Origin of the sequence: Azospirillum tabaci, assembly GCF_014596085.1 — a bacterium.
GTDB lineage: Bacteria > Pseudomonadota > Alphaproteobacteria > Azospirillales > Azospirillaceae > Azospirillum > Azospirillum tabaci.
Genome location: NZ_JACCJY010000019.1, coordinates 124,422 through 139,284, shown reverse-complemented (window position 1 = coordinate 139,284; position 14,863 = coordinate 124,422). Strand labels below are relative to the sequence as shown.

Sequence of the window (14,863 nt, the reverse complement as noted above, 5' to 3'; positions counted from 1 at the left end):
GCCGGCGCCATGCAGACCGCCATGGGCGTGGCCGGCGGCATGCTGATCGGCAGCGCGCTGTCCAGCGCCTTTTCCGGTGGCGAGGCGAACGCCGCGGAACCGGAACCGACCGCCGAACCCGAAGCGTCAGCGTGGGATGAAGATCCCGGCTTCGGCGACGACGAGGAACTCTGAACCATGGCCGGAAGCCGGCTTCCTTGCCACGCCGGCTTTCGACCTTCAGGCTTCCGGTGGTCGTAAAATACGCCGGCTGAGGCGCCGTACGGTGTGTGCGAATGGCCAGATGACCAAGGCTTGCAGAACCGAGCCAGCCGCTCCGGTGGTGCAGGCCGCGACGACGCCAACGTGGGCGACACCAAGCAGCGACATCAAAGCCCCCTCTGCGGTGCCGACCGCCACGGCGGCAAGCAAAAGGCGCTGCCGTCGGACGATCAGCACCGCCAACACGGCGATCGCCAGGCCGGTGACCGGATTGGCGACGGCACTGGTGAGCGCGCCAAGATGTTCAATGAAGGGGCCGAATGCGTCTTGACGGGTCATCGCCGATACCGAACTTGATGCCTCAAGCATATGGGAGCCCGCCGGGCAAGCCGCGCATCGCCGGTGGGATGATGTGTGGAACCTCCCCGCTGGTCTCCAACCGGCCGTTCGCCCTGTTCCAATCACCCTGACCAAAGGATACCCGTTGATGGACGGCTTGCTGGCACTGGCCGCCGACCCCGCTGTTTGGGCCGCGCTCGCTACACTGATCGCGATGGAGGTCGTGCTCGGCATCGACAACCTGATCTTCATCTCCATCCTGACCAACAAACTGCCGGAACACCAGCGCGAGCGGGCCCGACGGATCGGCATCGGCGCCGCCATGCTGCTGCGCCTTGGTCTGCTCAGCCTTGTCGCCGTCATCGTGCAGTTGACCGAACCGGTCATCAGCCTGTTCGGCAAGGGCCTGTCCTGGCGGGACATGATCCTGATCGCCGGCGGCCTGTTCCTGGTCTGGAAAGCGACCAAGGAGATCCACCACAACGTCGACCCGGACCCCAACCCCGACCTGTTCGACACCAGGGCGCCGACGGTGAGTTTCGCGGCGGTCATCGGCCAGATTCTGCTGCTTGATCTCGTGTTCTCCATCGACAGCATCATCACCGCCGTCGGAATGACCGAGCACGTCCCCATCATGGTGGTTGCCGTCGTGGTCACCGTCGCCGTCATGCTGTTCGCGGCCACCCCCCTGGCGAACTTCATCAACGCCAACCCGACGGTGGTGATGCTGGCGCTGGGCTTCCTGCTGCTGATCGGCACGACGCTGATCGCGGAAGGTTTCGGAGCGCATGTCCCTAAGGGTTACATTTACGCCGCCATGGCCTTTTCAGCCTTGATCGAGGGGCTTAATCTGCTGTCCAGGCGGGCCAAACGGAAGCGTGAGCGCCCGGCGCCGGCCAAGGCGCGGGAGCAGTCGGCCAAATGACGGCCGAGGCCTGATGGACTGGTTCATGGATTGGACATGGGGGCGCCTGTGGGGCTGAGCGTTTGGGAAATCCTGATCCTGCTGCTGATCGTCGTGATCATCTTCGGGGTGGGCAAGCTGCCGCAGGTCATGGGCGATCTCGGCAAGAGCGTCCGGAGCTTCAAGGCCGGGTGGAACGAGGACGACACGCCGGGCACCACCGCAGGGAACGACGCCCGCGGGGCCGCGGCGCCTCCGCATGAGGTCGGCAAGCGTCCAGGAACCGACGTCTGAAGGTTTCCCGTTCGGCGCTGCTCTCGGCAGCCAACCCATCCAGGGGCGTCTTGGTATCCACCAGAGGCACCCGCACCGCATGCCGGACGGTCTCGAAGGCAAACCCAAGCGGACTCCCATCTTCCCCGCTCGGGATCGGCTTCGATCGTCCGGCGCAAGGTGCGGATCGCGTCCATCACGCCGATCCCCTCCCTGTCGGGCGGATCGAGGTCGAGAAGCATGAGATCCGGTGACGACTCCGCCACCATGCACAACACCGGTTCGCCGTCCGCCGATAGGACGGCGGCGTAGCCCTCATTGGTTGGAACCTTTCGCAGGTGGAACCGAATGGCGGGATCGCCGTCGACGACGAGACGGCGTGAACCTGTGTTGCGCATGGCGGTTGCCTTGAGCCTCTAGCGTCCGGCGGCCCCGTCGAGGGCGAGGTTGAGCTTCAGGACGTTGACCGTGGGTTCTCCCAGGAACCCCAGTGTGCGCGGCGTGGTGTTGGCGGCGACCAGCCGGCGGACCGCGTCCTCGGTCATGCCGCGCGCCCTGGCGACGCGCGGGACCTGGAAATCGGCGGCGGTCGGCGAGAGGTCGGGATCGAGGCCGCTGCCCGAGGTCGTCACCAGTTCCACCGGAACCGGCACGCCGGGATTCTCCGCCTTGAGCCGTTCGGTTTCCGCCTGGACCCGCTCAGCCAGAGCCTTGGAGGTCGGTCCAAGGTTGGAACCGCTGGAACTGGCGGCGTTGTAGGGCTGGGACGCCGTTTTGGACGGGTCAGCCGGGTCGGGGCCGCTGGTCGCCGACGGGCGCGGCTGGAAATAGCGCTCGCCGGCGAAGGGTTGGCCGATCAGCTCCGATCCGATCACGGCCCCGCCGCGCTCGATCAGACTGCCGTTCGCCTGACGGGGGAAGACGGTCTGGGCAACGCCGGTGATGGCCAGGGGGTAGACGAGGCCGGTGATGACCGTCAAGGCGGCGGTCATCACCAGCGCGGGACGCAGTTCCTTCAGCATGATGTCCATTTCCCTCACGCTCTTCAAACGAGGCCGATGGCGGTGATGACCATGTCGATCGCCTTGATGCCGGCGAAGGGCACCACCAGGCCGCCCAGCCCGTAAATCAGCAGGTTCCGGCGCAGCAGCGCGCCGGCCCCGACCGCGCGGTAGCGCACCCCCTTCAGCGCCAGCGGGATCAGCGCCACGATGATCAGGGCGTTGAAGATGATCGCCGACAGGATGGCGCTCTCCGGACTCGCGAGGTTCATCACGTTCAGGGCGCCCAGCTGCGGGTAGAAGGCCAGGAACATGGCGGGGATGATGGCGAAGTACTTCGCCACGTCGTTGGCGATGGAGAAGGTGGTCAACGCGCCGCGGGTCATCAGCAACTGCTTGCCGATCTCCACGATCTCGATCAGCTTGGTCGGGTCGCTGTCCAGATCCACCATGTTGCCGGCCTCGCGGGCCGCGACCGTGCCGCTGTTCATCGCCACGCCGACGTCGGCCTGGGCCAGCGCCGGGGCGTCGTTGGTGCCGTCGCCGCACATGGCGACCAGCTTGCCCCGCGCCTGCTCGTCGCGGATCAGCCGCAGCTTCATCTCCGGCGTCGCCTGGGCCAGGAAATCGTCCACCCCGGCCTCCGCCGCGATGGCGGCGGCGGTCATGGCGTTGTCGCCGGTGATCATCACCGTCTTGATGCCCATCTGGCGCAGCGCCGCGAAGCGCTCCCGGATGCCGCCCTTGACGATGTCCTTCAGATGGATGACGCCGAGCAGCTTGCCGTCGCGGGCGACGGCCAGCGGCGTGCCGCCGGACTTGGCGATGCGCTCCGCGATGGCCTGCACCTCGCGTGCCGCCGCGTCCGCCGTGGGATCGGAACGGAGGGCGGTGACCGTGTTGCCCTGGGCGGCAATGTTGTGCCCGAGGCTCCGGACATGAGCCAGCACCGCGTCCACCGCGCCCTTGCGGATGGTCAGGCCGTCGCTGTCGATGCCGCTCAGCCGCGTCTGGGCGGCGAAGGGCACGAACTGGGCGTGCAGCCCGGCCATGTCGCGGGCGCGGATGCCGTACTTCTCCTTCGCCAGAACGACGATGGAGCGGCCTTCCGGCGTCTCGTCGGCCAGCGAGGCGAGCTGGGCGGCGTCGGCCAGATCGCGGTCGGCCACGCCGGAGATCGGCAGGAACTCCGCCGCCTGGCGGTTGCCCAGCGTGATGGTGCCGGTCTTGTCGAGCAGCAGCGTGTCCACGTCGCCCGCCGCCTCCACCGCACGGCCCGACATGGCGAGCACGTTGAAGCGCACCAGACGGTCCATGCCGGCGATGCCGATGGCCGACAGCAGCGCGCCGATGGTGGTCGGGATCAGCGTGACGAACAGCGCCGCCAGGACCAGCACCCCCACCGAACCGCCGGCGTAGGCGGCGAAGCTGGGGATGGTCGCCACGGCGATGACGAAGATGATGGTCATGCCGGCCAGCAGAATGTTCAGGGCGATCTCGTTGGGCGTCTTCTGCCGTTGCGCGCCCTCCACCAGCCCGATCATGCGGTCGAGGAAGGTGTTGCCCTGGGCCGCCGTGATGCGCACCTTGATCCAGTCGGAGATCACCTGGGTGCCGCCGGTCACGGCGGAGCGGTCGCCGCCGGATTCCCGGATGACCGGGGCGGATTCACCGGTGATCGCCGCCTCGTTGACGGAGGCCACGCCCTCCACCACCTCGCCGTCGGAGGGAATAAGGTCGCCGGCCTGCACCAGCACGAGGTCGCCCGGCTTCAGGCGGGTGGCGGGGACGAGTTGGACGACCTTGCCGTCGGTGCCGAGCAGCCGCGCGCTGGTTTCGGTTCTGGTCTTGCGCAGGCTGGCCGCTTGGGCCTTGCCGCGCCCTTCCGCCACCGCCTCGGCGAAGTTGGCGAAGAGCAGCGTGAACCACAGCCACAGAACGATCTGCACGCCGAACCCGATGCCGGTCTGCCCGGCCGCCACGTCGCGCAGCAGCAGGACGGTGGTCAGGACGGCGACCACCTCGACGCAGAACATCACCGGGTTGCGCGCCATCAGACGCGGGTCGAGCTTGCGGAAGGACTGTCCCACCGCCGGACCGAGGATGACCGGATCGAGAAGCGTGCTTGCCTGCGACCGGCCGGTTTTCTTGCTTATGGCTTCCATGGGGGTGGTCCCGATCAGAAGAGGGTGCCGGCGTTCATCGCGAGATGCTCGACGACGGGTCCGAGGGCGAGGGCCGGGAAGAAGGTGAGGCCGCCGACGATCAGGATGACGCCGACCAGCAGCCCGACGAACAGCCCGTCGTGGGTGGGGAAGGTCCCGACGGACGCCGGGGCGCGCGTCTTGGCCGCCAGAGACCCGGCGATGGCCAGCATCGGCACGATGACCAGGAAGCGGCCCACCAGCATGCCGGCGGCGAGCGTCAGGTTGTACCAGAGGGTGTTGCCGGTCAGCCCGCCGAAGGCGCTGCCGTTGTTGGCCGCCGCCGAGACATAGGCGTAGAGCGCCTCCGAAAAGCCGTGCGGACCGGCGTTGGCCATCGACGCGGTGCCGGTGTCGAGCACCACGGCGAAGGCCGTGCCGCCCAGCATCATCAGCGGCAGGCAGAGCACGGCGAGCATGGTCATCTTGACCTCCTTCGCCTCCAGCTTCTTGCCCAGATACTCCGGCGTGCGCCCGACCATCAGCCCGGCGACGAACATGGTGACGATCGCGAACAGCAGCATGCCGTAGAGCCCGGCGCCGACGCCGCCGACGATGATCTCGCCCAGCATCATGTTGACCATCGGCACCATGCCGCCCAGAGGCATGAAGCTGTCGTGCATGGCGTTGACCGCCCCGCAGGAGGCCGCCGTGGTGACCACCGCGAAGAGCGCGCTCATGGCGACGCCGAAGCGGGTCTCCTTACCCTCCATGTTGCCCGCCGAACCGTCGACGCCGAAGGCGGCGAAGGCCGGGTTGCCCTGGGCCTCCGCCCAGTAGGCCACCGTCACGCCGATGACGAACAGCACGCCCATGGCGGCGAGGATCGCCCAACCCTGCCGCTCGTCGCCGACCATGCGCCCGAACAGGTTGGTCAGCCCGGCTCCGATGGCGAAGATCGACAGCATCTGCACCAGATTGGTCAGGGCGTTCGGATTCTCGAAGGGATGGGCGGAGTTGGCGTTGAAGAAGCCGCCGCCGTTGGTGCCCAGCATCTTGATCGCTTCCTGCGAGGCGACGGGACCCAGCGCGATGGTCTGCTTCACCCCCTCCAGTGTGGTGGCGTCCACCGTTCCGGCCAGGGTCTGCGGCACGCCCTGCCACACCAGGAACAGCGCGTAGAGAATGCAGATCGGCAGCAGGAGGTAGAGGGTGGCACGGGTCAGGTCGACCCAGAAGTTGCCCACCGTGCGGGCCGAGGCGCGGGCAAAGCCGCGCACCAGCGCCACGGCAAGCGCGATGCCGGTGGCCGCCGAGACGAAGTTCTGCACGGTCAGCCCGGCCATCTGCACGAGATGGCTCATCGTGCTTTCGCCACCATAGTTCTGCCAGTTCGTGTTGGTGGTGAAGCTGGCGGCGGTGTTGAAGGCGAGATCGGCGGGCACCGCCCCCACGCCCGTGGGGTTCAGGGGCAGAACGCCCTGGACGCGCTGCATCAGGTAGAGCAGCAGCATGCCGGCCACGCTGAACAGCAGCATGGACACGGCGTAGGTCAGCCAGTGCTGCTCCGCCTTGGCGTCCACACCGGCGATGCGGTAAAGGCCACGCTCGACCGGCCCGAGCACCGGGGACAGAAAATTGCGCTCGCCGTTGAAGACGCCGGTCATGAAGCCGCCCAAGGGCCGCGCCACGGCGACCACCAGGGCGATGAAGACCAGGATTTGAATCCAGCCGTTGACGGTCATGGGGAGGTCCTCAGAACCGTTCGGGACGGATCAGGGCGTAGACGAGATACGCCAGGAGGCCGGCGGTCACGAGACCGGCCAGCGTGTAATCGAGGATCATGGATGTCTCCTCACAACCGGTCGCAAGCGTGAACGTAGGCAATCGATCCGGCGAAGAAGCCGACGGTGATCACCAGGGCAAGAAGGTCGTGCATGATTGGTCTCCCAAGGGCGCGCTCCGACGCTGTTGCGAGCGGAGCTGCGGCGCAGGCGCGGACGGGCCCTTCGCCCGACGATCGCGGGGTGGGAGGCCTGTCCGGCTTGGCGACGATGCGCCGGAAGCGCATATAGATTCGATGGGGGAAGGAACGCTCGGCGCGTATAGATTCCATATACGCCGAAGTCGCCCGATGGGCTGCGGCCGCCCGTACCGAGCAGCCGTGGGTTACATTACAGCCCAGGTATGTTGCTCAGCACATTCGCCAGCAGCCCGATCGCCAGGAACACGACGATGGTGATCGCCATTTCGCCGAACACCTCGCCGGGCGTGGGAAACGCCTCTTCCGACGCCGACAGCTTTTCCAAGAAGGTCAGCCGTCCGCTGCGCCGGTCGAACACGGTGTGGTTCAGTTTCGAAAGCATGGAGCCCTCACAGCCATCATGAAGACGGTCGGTGCCGACTTCCTAGAAGAAGGCCGTTGCCCATATGAAAGCGATGGGGCGCGCGAAGAGCGTGGAATATAGACGGGCTATACGGGCGGGGGCGTCCAGGCGCGCCACGAAACGCCGAATGGCTATCGTTTCCAGCCGCGCCGGGCGGCCGGTGATCCGAGGCGGCCGATGAAGAAGAACGGCGACCAAGCCCGCCCACGCCAACCAGCTCAGCAGCACCATGGCCTGCCGACCCGAGAGCTGATCGGGCCACAGGAAACGGACGAGACCCACGGTGCCTCCCGCCAGGGTCAGCAGCGCGGCGGTGACCGATGGACTGTTGACGATGCAGCCCGTGACGGTTCGCATCGCCTTGAACCCGCGTCTCAAAGATCTCTCATCTCGCGTTCCTGATCCCACACCGGTGGCACGGGACACGACGGAGCACTCCACATCGCATCGGTTCCGTCGGTCGGATTTCTCCTTCGCACGGTGGTCTCCTTTGGAATGGGTCAAGCCACCTCGAAGCCGAGCCGGCTCAGGGCATAGGCGATGGCTCCAGGGGTCTCCCGGCCGGCTTCACAAAGCGGCAGCCGCACCGCGTTCGGTTATCCATCCCAGCGTGTTCAAGGCGTGCTTCACCGGCACCGGGTTGCTTTCAACGAACTGCGCGTTCACCAGCGGGGTCAGCGCGAGGGCGGTGGTCTGCGCTTCCGCGATGTCACCGTTTGGGAATGCGGTGTGCATGCGAACGCACAGGCCCGGCAACACAGTCGAGGTCATCGAGATGCAGCCATCACCGCCTTGGGCAAGACAGCCGAGCACGGTGGCGTCATCTCCCGAGAGGGCGCCGCAACGCGGCGGTTGGTCAGATGCTCATACAAAATCCATGCGCCTTGGAGAGCATGTTGATGCGCCGGCTTCCATTTTTCCTGGCGTCGAGTGCCAGTCCTCCTCTTCCAACCTCACGCCGGGATCAAACGGTCGACCTTGGTGCGCTCGATCGACACCGGAGCATGCGGAAACTCATTGTCATTCCGAGCGCCCAGAGAGCTGGATTTCACTCCACGGCCTCCCCCATGGATGCCCCTGCTGCCAAGTGTTCATTGAGGTTGAAATGGTTCGGTCGCAACAGGATCCTGCGGCTACGCGGCGCCACGGACAACGATGGTGTGATGCAGCCTTCCAGGCCGAACGCGGCGAAAGCGACCTGGGATCGCGGCGTGCAGGACGCGAGGCCGGACGTCATCCGCCACAACGTCGGAACCGGTTCGCCGGGCGAGGCGCCGGAGCCCTGAACGGTGCCGCAGGCCCCGGCCAGCAGCGGCGCCAGCAGAATGATGGCACGATGAAGCATGTGATCAGATCCGGTGGCGTCTCAGGCCGACCCCTCCCAGGGAGCAGTAGTAGCCCCGCGACAGGTACCCGTTTCGACACAGATTCACCAACGTCGAGCCCGTCGGGACGGCACGCGGGTTCGCTGCGCACTCGTCCATGGTGATCACCCGGTGGCCATCCATCGGCCAGCGGAAGTCGTGCAGGCGTTCGACCACGATGGTCGCGCTCGGCATGTGTGTCTCCTTCAGGGTTGATCGCCCTGAAAGAAGGCCCATTCGGCATATAAAATCGATGATGTTCGTTTGAGGTAAAGCACATGCCGGGCTTCAGGATGCCATGATGCAACCTCTGAAACTACAGCCAGGAAGACGGCGACGGTTTCGCGCCGGCCGGTCCGCCACGATTGAGGGCTGATTTCGGCAATCGGCGTCACGACAGGCATGATCCGCCCACCATCGTCCTGCTCATCGCAGCGTCTTGCCTCGACATCGCAACCCGCCTCGGTGCGGTGCGTTGGAAACCGTGCCTTAAGTGGCCGGACGGCCGGTTCCCTGCGGCGATAGACAGCGTGCCGCACACTCTGTAGATCACTGGACGGCGTTCAGGAGCGATCAGGGACGTCCAACGGCAACGGGTTGACGAGACAGAATCATGCGCAGCACTCCCACGGAGAAAGCCGAGAGCGCAATGACACGTGAACGCCTTCACAACCGCACCGGCAGCGATCAGGGGTCTCCGGGCGCCGCTCTCCTTCTGGGAGCGCTTGGCATTGTGTACGGCGACATCGGGACCAGTCCGCTATACACGTTGCGCGAAATCTTCATCCAAGGCGGCATCACACCCGATCGCACCCACGTGCTCGGCGCACTGTCCTTGATCTTCTGGACGGTCCTGCTGGTCGTCACCGTCAAGTACGTCATCTTCGTGATGCGCGCCGACAACAAGGGGGAAGGCGGCGTGCTCGCGCTCACCGCCCTGGCGCTCCGCCGCCGCCAGGGAGGGGTACGGTCGGCCACCATCCTGACCCTCGGCATCCTGGGCGCCGCGCTGTTCTACGGAGATGCTGTGATCACACCGGCCATCTCCGTCCTCGGCGCCATCGAGGGGCTGAAAGTGGCCTCCCCGGCCCTCATGACCTGGGTGCTGCCCCTGACACTGACCGTCCTGGCCGCGCTCTTCGCCGTCCAGCGTTTCGGAACGGCCGGGGTCGGCCGGATGTTCGGTCCGGTGATGCTCGTCTGGTTCCTGACGCTGGCGCTGCTCGGCGCTGCGCAGATTGTCGTGACGCCGGTCGTGTTGTCGGCCATCTCGCCGCACCATGCCATTCTGTTCCTGGCCGAACAGGGCTGGACGGGGCTGCTGGTCTTCGGCGCCGTCGTCCTGTGCGTGACCGGCGCGGAGGCGCTGTATGCCGATATGGGCCACTTCGGCCGGGAGCCGATCCGGAAGGTTTGGTTCGCTCTGGTCTGGCCGGCCCTGATCCTGAACTACTTCGGCCAGGGCGGCCTGCTGATCGCCCATCCGGAAGCCATCGAGAACCCCTTTTACCTGCTTGCCCCCGACTGGGCGCTCATTCCCCTGCTGCTGCTCGCCACGGCCGCCGCCGTCATCGCGGCGCAGGCGGTCATCTCCGGCGCGTTCTCCCTGGCCAACCAAGCCGTGCGCCTTGGCTACCTGCCCCGCCTCCAGGTCCTGCACACCTCCGAAGCCGAGATCGGCCAGGTTTACGTGCCCGCCCTCAACTGGCTGATGCTGGCTTCGGTGATCGCGCTGGTGCTGGGATTCGGGTCATCCACCAATCTGGCGGCCGCCTACGGGATCGCCGTGACCGGAACGATGATCGTGACCACGCTTCTCGGTTACGAGGTGGCGAGGCGGTACGGCCGTATGGGCAAGCATCTGGCGCTCCTGCTGGTGGCGGGATTCCTGTCGATGGACCTCGCCTTCTTCGGGGCGAACCTGCTGAAGGTCCTGCATGGCGGTTGGGTGCCGCTGCTCATCGCCGGGCTGGTCTGGTTCATGATCTCGACCTGGATCAGGGGCCGTGCCACCCTGCACCAGCGCCGCTTCCAGGATGCCCTCCCGGTCGCCGACCTTCTGTCCCGTTCGGAGCGGCTGCCGGTCCGGACGGCTCGGACGGCGGTGTACATGACCCGCGATCTGACGACGGTTCCCGCAGCGCTCCTGCACAACCTCAAGCACAACATGGTTCTTCACGAGCGGGTCATTCTCATGAAGGTCGATGTCGAGGAAGAGCCGAGGGTTGCCGAGGAGGAGCGCGTGACGGTCGAGCGGCTCGGCAAAGGTTTCCATACGGTGCTCGCGCGCTACGGATTCATGGAGGACCCCGACGTTCCGGCCATGCTTCAGGCCTGTCGCTCGCAAGGGCTGGCGATTGAGCCAATGGAAGTCTCCTACTTTCTCAGCCGGGAGACGCTCATCCCGTCCAAGAACCCGGCGTTGCCGCGATCGCGTGAACACGTGTTCATCATGCTTCATGCCCTGAGCGGGGATGCGACGCGCTTCTTCAAGCTGCCGCCCGGACAAGTGGTCGAGCTCGGAACACAGATCGAGATCTGACCCTCCTCGAAACGATGGCTCGCCGGTGTCACGTCGATCTGCGGGGTGACGAGCAGCGCCAGCGTCAGGCGGTCAAAATCCTCCAGGCCAACCGGCTTGACGGGACTGATGCCCCAAGCCATTGCCGCGGCTTCTGCCCGCGCGACGGAACTCGGCAAGCTCCGATCCCTGACGCTGGTGGCGGGGGCGCCCGCTACCTCACCAGCATTGCCGCAGGTCTGACAAAGCTCTTGCGGCCGCGCTTGAACCCCATGAGGGGCGCGGCCAACCCGCCGAAGGCGTCGGCCTCGTCTTCGGCGTCGAGCACGATCATGTCCGCCTGTCCGCCGACCGCGATACCATAATCCGCGATCCGCATCAGTCGGGCGGCCCCAGTCGAGATCATATCGAGGCAATCGCCGAAGCTCTCAGGCCCCAGATGCATGAGGTTCGCATAGAGATTGCCCATCCGGATCAGCGAACCATCGCCAAAGGGCGTGAAGGGATTCAGGACATTGTTGGTCGCGACCGAGACGGCGACGCCGCCCTCCGCCAGCCGATGAACCGGCGCCACCCCGCGTGGGGCCCGATGGTTGACATCGCGCCCGTTGAGATAGAGATCCGTCGCGGGCAAGGCCGTCACACCCACTCCGGCATCGGCCAGGATTGCGGTCATCCGCTCCAGCGCGGCATCATCGATGGCCGCGAGCTTGGTGGCATGGCCGACGGCGACCCGCCCCTGCCAGCCCGCCGCCACCGTCCGCCGGCAGATCTCCTCGAGATGGGACCAGCTGGGGTCGAGATCGAAATCCAGATGAAAATCGAGATCGACGTCATGCGCGACCGCCAGGGCGAATATCCGCTTCATCTGCAGCGAAGGATCGACATCGGTGTAAGGGCAGCCTCCCAGGAGGTCGGCCCCCTCCGCCAGGGCCTGGACCAGCAGCTGTTCGACAGCCGGATCGTGGGTCATCCCCTCCTGCGGGAAGACGCAGATCGACAGATCGATGGCGAAGGCATAATCCCGCTTGAGCCGCTTCATGGCCTCGAAACTGCGCAGACCGACCAGCGGATCGAGTTCCACATGGGCCCGCATGTGCATGGTGCCCTGCGTGATCGCCCGCTCCAGGGTGCGGGCGCCGCGCTCGTAGACATCCTCGATCGTGAAATCCCTTTTCAGGCGGGACACCGCGGCGATTGCCTCCTTGAGTCCGCCGCCGGCATCGCGGCATCGGCAGAGCAGGCAGGACTTGTCGAGATGGATGTGCGTATCGACCAGCCCCGGCAGGACGAGGCGCCCACCGATGTCCTCCTCAAGGACAGCGGTCCCGGCCAAGGCAGGGCCGATCGCGGCGATCTTTCCCTGTCTGACCGCGATGTCTTGCAGGGCTTGCCCTCCCCTTAGGCGGGTGTTGCGCAAGAGGAGGTCGAAAATCTGGTTCTGGGGCATCTCAGATCCGGCGTGACATTTGCATGCATGAATCGTATGCACTTTCGGTGCCAGCATGACGACACTTGCGGAGTTCCCAATGAGTGAGATGACCGAACGCGATCTGCAGGCCGTGAAGGATTACCTGGATGCCTCCATGGCCCCCGATCCCGTGCGCGCGGCGAAATATGTGGCCCCGGGATTCATCTGCCGCTTTACCGGGCATCGCGTTTTCGATACGCCGAGCGGACCGACCGGCTTCAACGCCGCCCGCTACAAGTGGGTGAAGAAGCGGATCGAGCGCTACGACGTGGTGCCGGGCGAGACGGAAACCATCGTCTACAGCCTCGGCTACCTGTATGGCGCCTGGCCGGACGGCACGCCCTTCGACAACAACCGCTATGTCGACCGCTTCGTGGTGCGGGACGGTCTGATCGTCGAAACCGATGTCTGGAACGACAGCGCCGAATGGATCCTCGATCCGTCCTGCGCCCGCTGACCTCGAATCCTGGCGCCCTTATTCGGTGTAGGGCGCCAGAATATCCATGAGGTCACGGCTCCTGGCGCCCGAGCTTTGCAGCAGCGCGCGGGAGGCCACGGCTTCCAAATGGTCATCCATAAGGGCGCAGGCCTTGTCGGCGGGGCCGGTCCGGATCGCCTCGATCAGTTCCAGATGCTCATTGACCGCGCATTCGGACGAATGGGGCCGGCTGAAGACCGCCAGGGACAATCCCGCGCGGTAGCAGATCTCCGTCACATAGCGGATCAGAACGGGCTTGCCGGTCATTTCCGCCAGCCGGACATGGAATTCCGTGGCAAGGCGGATCGAAATCCCCTCGGCGCCATGCCGGGCCTGATGTTCGGCTTCGACGATGGCTTTCAGCTGCTTCACCTGGGCCTCGGTCAGCTTGCCGGCCAGATGCCGGACGACCTGACGCTCGAGATCGACCCGGATGTCGAAGATGTCCCGTGCATCCTCGAAGGATGGCACGGCGACCACGGCGATGCGGTTCCGGCGCAAATCGACAAGGCCTTCCGCCGCCAACTGCCCGAGCGCGCTGCGGGCGATGGTCCGGCTGACGCCGAAGCGTTCGCCCAGTGAATCCTCCGGCAGCCGGTCCCCCGGCGAAAGCGCCCGTTCGATGATTGCACGCCGCAAGGCTGTGCAGATCACCGCGACACGGTCGCCTCCGGTTTTCCTCGAACGCTTTTCCTCGGCCATCACCGCCCTCTCCTACTCCGCTCTGCATAAGGGAGGTCAGGCGGGAATTCAACTCGCCAAGTGCCGCATTTGAATGCAACAGCCTCACCACCCTGCACAAATGAAATGCATACACCGATTGTACACACTTCTTCTTGCCAAAAGCCTGTCACCCCCGACGTGGAGTGCGGCCGGTCTCGAAAGTTGGCGCACCTGTTGCATACAGTTGATCAGTCCGTCACGAGGTGCGCCGCATGTCCCCATCCCAAGCCATCCAGCAAGGCCGCTCTTCCATCGCCGTCGAGCTTTCGCAGGCCGCCGTTTCGTTCGGCAAGCCGGGCAAGGCCGTTCCAGCCCTGCAGGAGACGAACCTTCGGATCGCCGATGGCGAATTTGTCGCCCTGGTCGGCCCGTCGGGCTGCGGGAAGTCGACGATCCTGCGGCTGACCGCCGGCCTGCTGCAGCCGACCCGGGGGGCTGTCCTCGTCGGCGGGCGCGAGGTGGCGGCCAAGGCCCTGCGCATCGGCATGGCCTTCCAGAATCCGACCATGCTGCCCTGGCTCACCATCGAGCGGAACGTCATGCTGCCGCTGAAGATCGTGCGGCCCTTCCGCTCCGACTACCGCGCCAAGCGCAAGACGGAGTATCGCGACCGGGTGCACGCCCTGCTGGCCGATGTCGGGCTCGACAAGTTCGCCGGCCATTACCCCTGGCAGCTGTCGGGCGGGATGCTGCAGCGCGCGAACCTCTGCCGCGCCCTCATCCATGAACCGAGCCTGCTGCTGCTCGACGAGCCGTTCGGCGCGCTCGACCAGTTCACGCGCGAGGAGCTGTGGGGGACGATGCAATCCCTGTGGCTGAAGCGCAAACCCACCGTCCTGCTCATCACCCACGACCTGAAGGAAGCGGGGTTCCTCGCCTCGCGCGTCTGCGTGATGAGCGCCCGCCCCGGCCGCATCATCAACGACAGCGCCGTCGACTTCCCCCGCCCGCGCACGATCCAGATGACCTTCGACGCTGATTTCGTCGCCCTCAACCAGCGCCTGCGCGACCTCATCATCGACGCGCGCACCGACACCGCCATCCGCGGAGCCTGAGC

17 protein-coding genes and 2 pseudogenes are annotated in these 14,863 nt (G+C 65.9%); 5 read left to right on the top strand and 14 right to left on the bottom strand.

Annotated features, from left to right (window positions below):
* Positions 1 to 219 precede the first annotated feature (219 nt).
* Positions 220 to 540, bottom strand: coding sequence for a hypothetical protein (locus H0B54_RS18005; RefSeq protein WP_188261460.1), 321 nt, complete (start codon positions 538 to 540; stop codon positions 220 to 222).
* A 148-nt stretch (positions 541 to 688) separates the two neighbouring features.
* On the opposite strand from H0B54_RS18005, the gene H0B54_RS18000 reads away from it, so the two are divergent.
* Both H0B54_RS18000 and tatA read left to right on the top strand, forming a co-directional pair.
* Positions 689 to 1,465: a TerC family protein gene (locus tag H0B54_RS18000; protein ID WP_188261459.1), complete on the top strand. Its 777-nt coding sequence runs from the start codon at positions 689 to 691 to the stop codon at positions 1,463 to 1,465.
* A gap of 36 nt (positions 1,466 to 1,501) precedes the next feature.
* On the top strand, positions 1,502 to 1,738 hold the full coding sequence (tatA, locus tag H0B54_RS17995; protein ID WP_188261458.1) for a twin-arginine translocase TatA/TatE family subunit: 237 nt from the start codon (positions 1,502 to 1,504) through the stop codon (positions 1,736 to 1,738).
* 161 nt (positions 1,739 to 1,899) lie between these two features.
* Here the strand turns inward: tatA and H0B54_RS30535 are convergent.
* The 11 genes and pseudogenes from H0B54_RS30535 to H0B54_RS17940 form a co-directional block, all read right to left on the bottom strand.
* Positions 1,900 to 2,115, bottom strand: a pseudogene (locus H0B54_RS30535) (response regulator); the annotation flags it as partial.
* An 18-nt stretch (positions 2,116 to 2,133) separates the two neighbouring features.
* Entirely contained in the window at positions 2,134 to 2,739 is a 606-nt protein-coding gene (locus H0B54_RS17985; RefSeq protein WP_188261457.1) for a K(+)-transporting ATPase subunit C, read from the bottom strand.
* A 23-nt stretch (positions 2,740 to 2,762) separates the two neighbouring features.
* Entirely contained in the window at positions 2,763 to 4,883 is a 2,121-nt protein-coding gene (gene kdpB, locus H0B54_RS17980) for a potassium-transporting ATPase subunit KdpB (protein ID WP_188261456.1), read from the bottom strand.
* Between the two features lie 14 nt (positions 4,884 to 4,897).
* Complete coding sequence (kdpA, locus tag H0B54_RS17975) at positions 4,898 to 6,607, bottom strand: potassium-transporting ATPase subunit KdpA (protein WP_188261455.1); 1,710 nt, start codon at positions 6,605 to 6,607, stop codon at positions 4,898 to 4,900.
* 10 nt (positions 6,608 to 6,617) lie between these two features.
* Positions 6,618 to 6,707 (bottom strand): K(+)-transporting ATPase subunit F, encoded by a 90-nt coding sequence (locus tag H0B54_RS17970; RefSeq protein ID WP_094304788.1) that lies wholly within the window; start codon positions 6,705 to 6,707, stop codon positions 6,618 to 6,620.
* Between the two features lie 329 nt (positions 6,708 to 7,036).
* Positions 7,037 to 7,228 carry a hypothetical protein gene (locus H0B54_RS17965; protein ID WP_188261454.1) on the bottom strand — a complete coding sequence of 64 codons (192 nt, stop codon included), beginning with the start codon at positions 7,226 to 7,228 and terminating at the stop codon, positions 7,037 to 7,039.
* A 42-nt stretch (positions 7,229 to 7,270) separates the two neighbouring features.
* Entirely contained in the window at positions 7,271 to 7,606 is a 336-nt protein-coding gene (locus tag H0B54_RS17960) for a hypothetical protein (protein WP_211109432.1), read from the bottom strand.
* Positions 7,607 to 7,816: 210 nt separating this feature from the next.
* Positions 7,817 to 8,086, bottom strand: a pseudogene (locus H0B54_RS17955) (dihydrodipicolinate synthase family protein); the annotation flags it as partial.
* A 211-nt stretch (positions 8,087 to 8,297) separates the two neighbouring features.
* On the bottom strand, positions 8,298 to 8,594 hold the full coding sequence (locus H0B54_RS17950) for a hypothetical protein (RefSeq protein WP_188261451.1): 297 nt from the start codon (positions 8,592 to 8,594) through the stop codon (positions 8,298 to 8,300).
* Between the two features lie 4 nt (positions 8,595 to 8,598).
* On the bottom strand, positions 8,599 to 8,808 hold the full coding sequence (locus tag H0B54_RS17945) for a hypothetical protein (RefSeq protein WP_188261450.1): 210 nt from the start codon (positions 8,806 to 8,808) through the stop codon (positions 8,599 to 8,601).
* 11 nt (positions 8,809 to 8,819) lie between these two features.
* Complete coding sequence (locus H0B54_RS17940) at positions 8,820 to 9,017, bottom strand: hypothetical protein (RefSeq protein ID WP_188261449.1); 198 nt, start codon at positions 9,015 to 9,017, stop codon at positions 8,820 to 8,822.
* Positions 9,018 to 9,226: 209 nt separating this feature from the next.
* Between H0B54_RS17940 and H0B54_RS17935 the strand changes: the two genes are divergently transcribed.
* Positions 9,227 to 11,155: a potassium transporter Kup gene (locus tag H0B54_RS17935; RefSeq protein WP_246472593.1), complete on the top strand. Its 1,929-nt coding sequence runs from the start codon at positions 9,227 to 9,229 to the stop codon at positions 11,153 to 11,155.
* Positions 11,156 to 11,348: 193 nt separating this feature from the next.
* On the opposite strand, the gene H0B54_RS17930 is transcribed toward H0B54_RS17935, so the two are convergent.
* The gene (locus H0B54_RS17930) at positions 11,349 to 12,584 is read right to left on the bottom strand and encodes an amidohydrolase family protein (RefSeq protein ID WP_188261448.1); all 1,236 of its coding nucleotides are present in this window, start codon (positions 12,582 to 12,584) and stop codon (positions 11,349 to 11,351) included.
* 79 nt (positions 12,585 to 12,663) lie between these two features.
* On the opposite strand from H0B54_RS17930, the gene H0B54_RS17925 reads away from it, so the two are divergent.
* Positions 12,664 to 13,062 (top strand): nuclear transport factor 2-like protein, encoded by a 399-nt coding sequence (locus tag H0B54_RS17925; protein ID WP_188261447.1) that lies wholly within the window; start codon positions 12,664 to 12,666, stop codon positions 13,060 to 13,062.
* Between the two features lie 18 nt (positions 13,063 to 13,080).
* On the opposite strand, the gene H0B54_RS17920 is transcribed toward H0B54_RS17925, so the two are convergent.
* Positions 13,081 to 13,785 carry a GntR family transcriptional regulator gene (locus tag H0B54_RS17920; protein WP_094304797.1) on the bottom strand — a complete coding sequence of 235 codons (705 nt, stop codon included), beginning with the start codon at positions 13,783 to 13,785 and terminating at the stop codon, positions 13,081 to 13,083.
* Between the two features lie 233 nt (positions 13,786 to 14,018).
* Here H0B54_RS17920 and H0B54_RS17915 point away from each other — a divergent pair, with 233 nt between their 5' ends.
* Positions 14,019 to 14,861: an ABC transporter ATP-binding protein gene (locus H0B54_RS17915; protein WP_137140062.1), complete on the top strand. Its 843-nt coding sequence runs from the start codon at positions 14,019 to 14,021 to the stop codon at positions 14,859 to 14,861.
* Positions 14,862 to 14,863: the final 2 nt, after the last annotated feature.

Excerpts from the sequence above, each read along its gene's own strand:
- H0B54_RS17935 (WP_246472593.1), top strand. The coding sequence starts at position 9,227 with ATGCGCAGCACTCCCACGGAGAAAGCCGAGAGCGCAATGACACGTGAA.
- H0B54_RS17945 (WP_188261450.1), bottom strand. The coding sequence starts at position 8,808 with ATGCCGAGCGCGACCATCGTGGTCGAACGCCTGCACGACTTCCGCTGG.
- H0B54_RS17950 (WP_188261451.1), bottom strand. The coding sequence starts at position 8,594 with ATGCTTCATCGTGCCATCATTCTGCTGGCGCCGCTGCTGGCCGGGGCC.
- kdpA (WP_188261455.1), bottom strand. The coding sequence starts at position 6,607 with ATGACCGTCAACGGCTGGATTCAAATCCTGGTCTTCATCGCCCTGGTG.
- H0B54_RS17960 (WP_211109432.1), bottom strand. The coding sequence starts at position 7,606 with ATGCGAACCGTCACGGGCTGCATCGTCAACAGTCCATCGGTCACCGCC.
- H0B54_RS17920 (WP_094304797.1), bottom strand. The coding sequence starts at position 13,785 with ATGGCCGAGGAAAAGCGTTCGAGGAAAACCGGAGGCGACCGTGTCGCG.
- H0B54_RS17970 (WP_094304788.1), bottom strand. The coding sequence starts at position 6,707 with ATGATCCTCGATTACACGCTGGCCGGTCTCGTGACCGCCGGCCTCCTG.
- tatA (WP_188261458.1), top strand. The coding sequence starts at position 1,502 with ATGGGGGCGCCTGTGGGGCTGAGCGTTTGGGAAATCCTGATCCTGCTG.
- H0B54_RS18000 (WP_188261459.1), top strand. The coding sequence starts at position 689 with ATGGACGGCTTGCTGGCACTGGCCGCCGACCCCGCTGTTTGGGCCGCG.
- H0B54_RS17915 (WP_137140062.1), top strand. The coding sequence starts at position 14,019 with ATGTCCCCATCCCAAGCCATCCAGCAAGGCCGCTCTTCCATCGCCGTC.
- H0B54_RS18005 (WP_188261460.1), bottom strand. The coding sequence starts at position 540 with ATGACCCGTCAAGACGCATTCGGCCCCTTCATTGAACATCTTGGCGCG.
- H0B54_RS17965 (WP_188261454.1), bottom strand. The coding sequence starts at position 7,228 with ATGCTTTCGAAACTGAACCACACCGTGTTCGACCGGCGCAGCGGACGG.
- H0B54_RS17940 (WP_188261449.1), bottom strand. The coding sequence starts at position 9,017 with ATGCCTGTCGTGACGCCGATTGCCGAAATCAGCCCTCAATCGTGGCGG.
- kdpB (WP_188261456.1), bottom strand. The coding sequence starts at position 4,883 with ATGGAAGCCATAAGCAAGAAAACCGGCCGGTCGCAGGCAAGCACGCTT.
- H0B54_RS17925 (WP_188261447.1), top strand. The coding sequence starts at position 12,664 with ATGAGTGAGATGACCGAACGCGATCTGCAGGCCGTGAAGGATTACCTG.
- H0B54_RS17930 (WP_188261448.1), bottom strand. The coding sequence starts at position 12,584 with ATGCCCCAGAACCAGATTTTCGACCTCCTCTTGCGCAACACCCGCCTA.
- H0B54_RS17985 (WP_188261457.1), bottom strand. The coding sequence starts at position 2,739 with ATGCTGAAGGAACTGCGTCCCGCGCTGGTGATGACCGCCGCCTTGACG.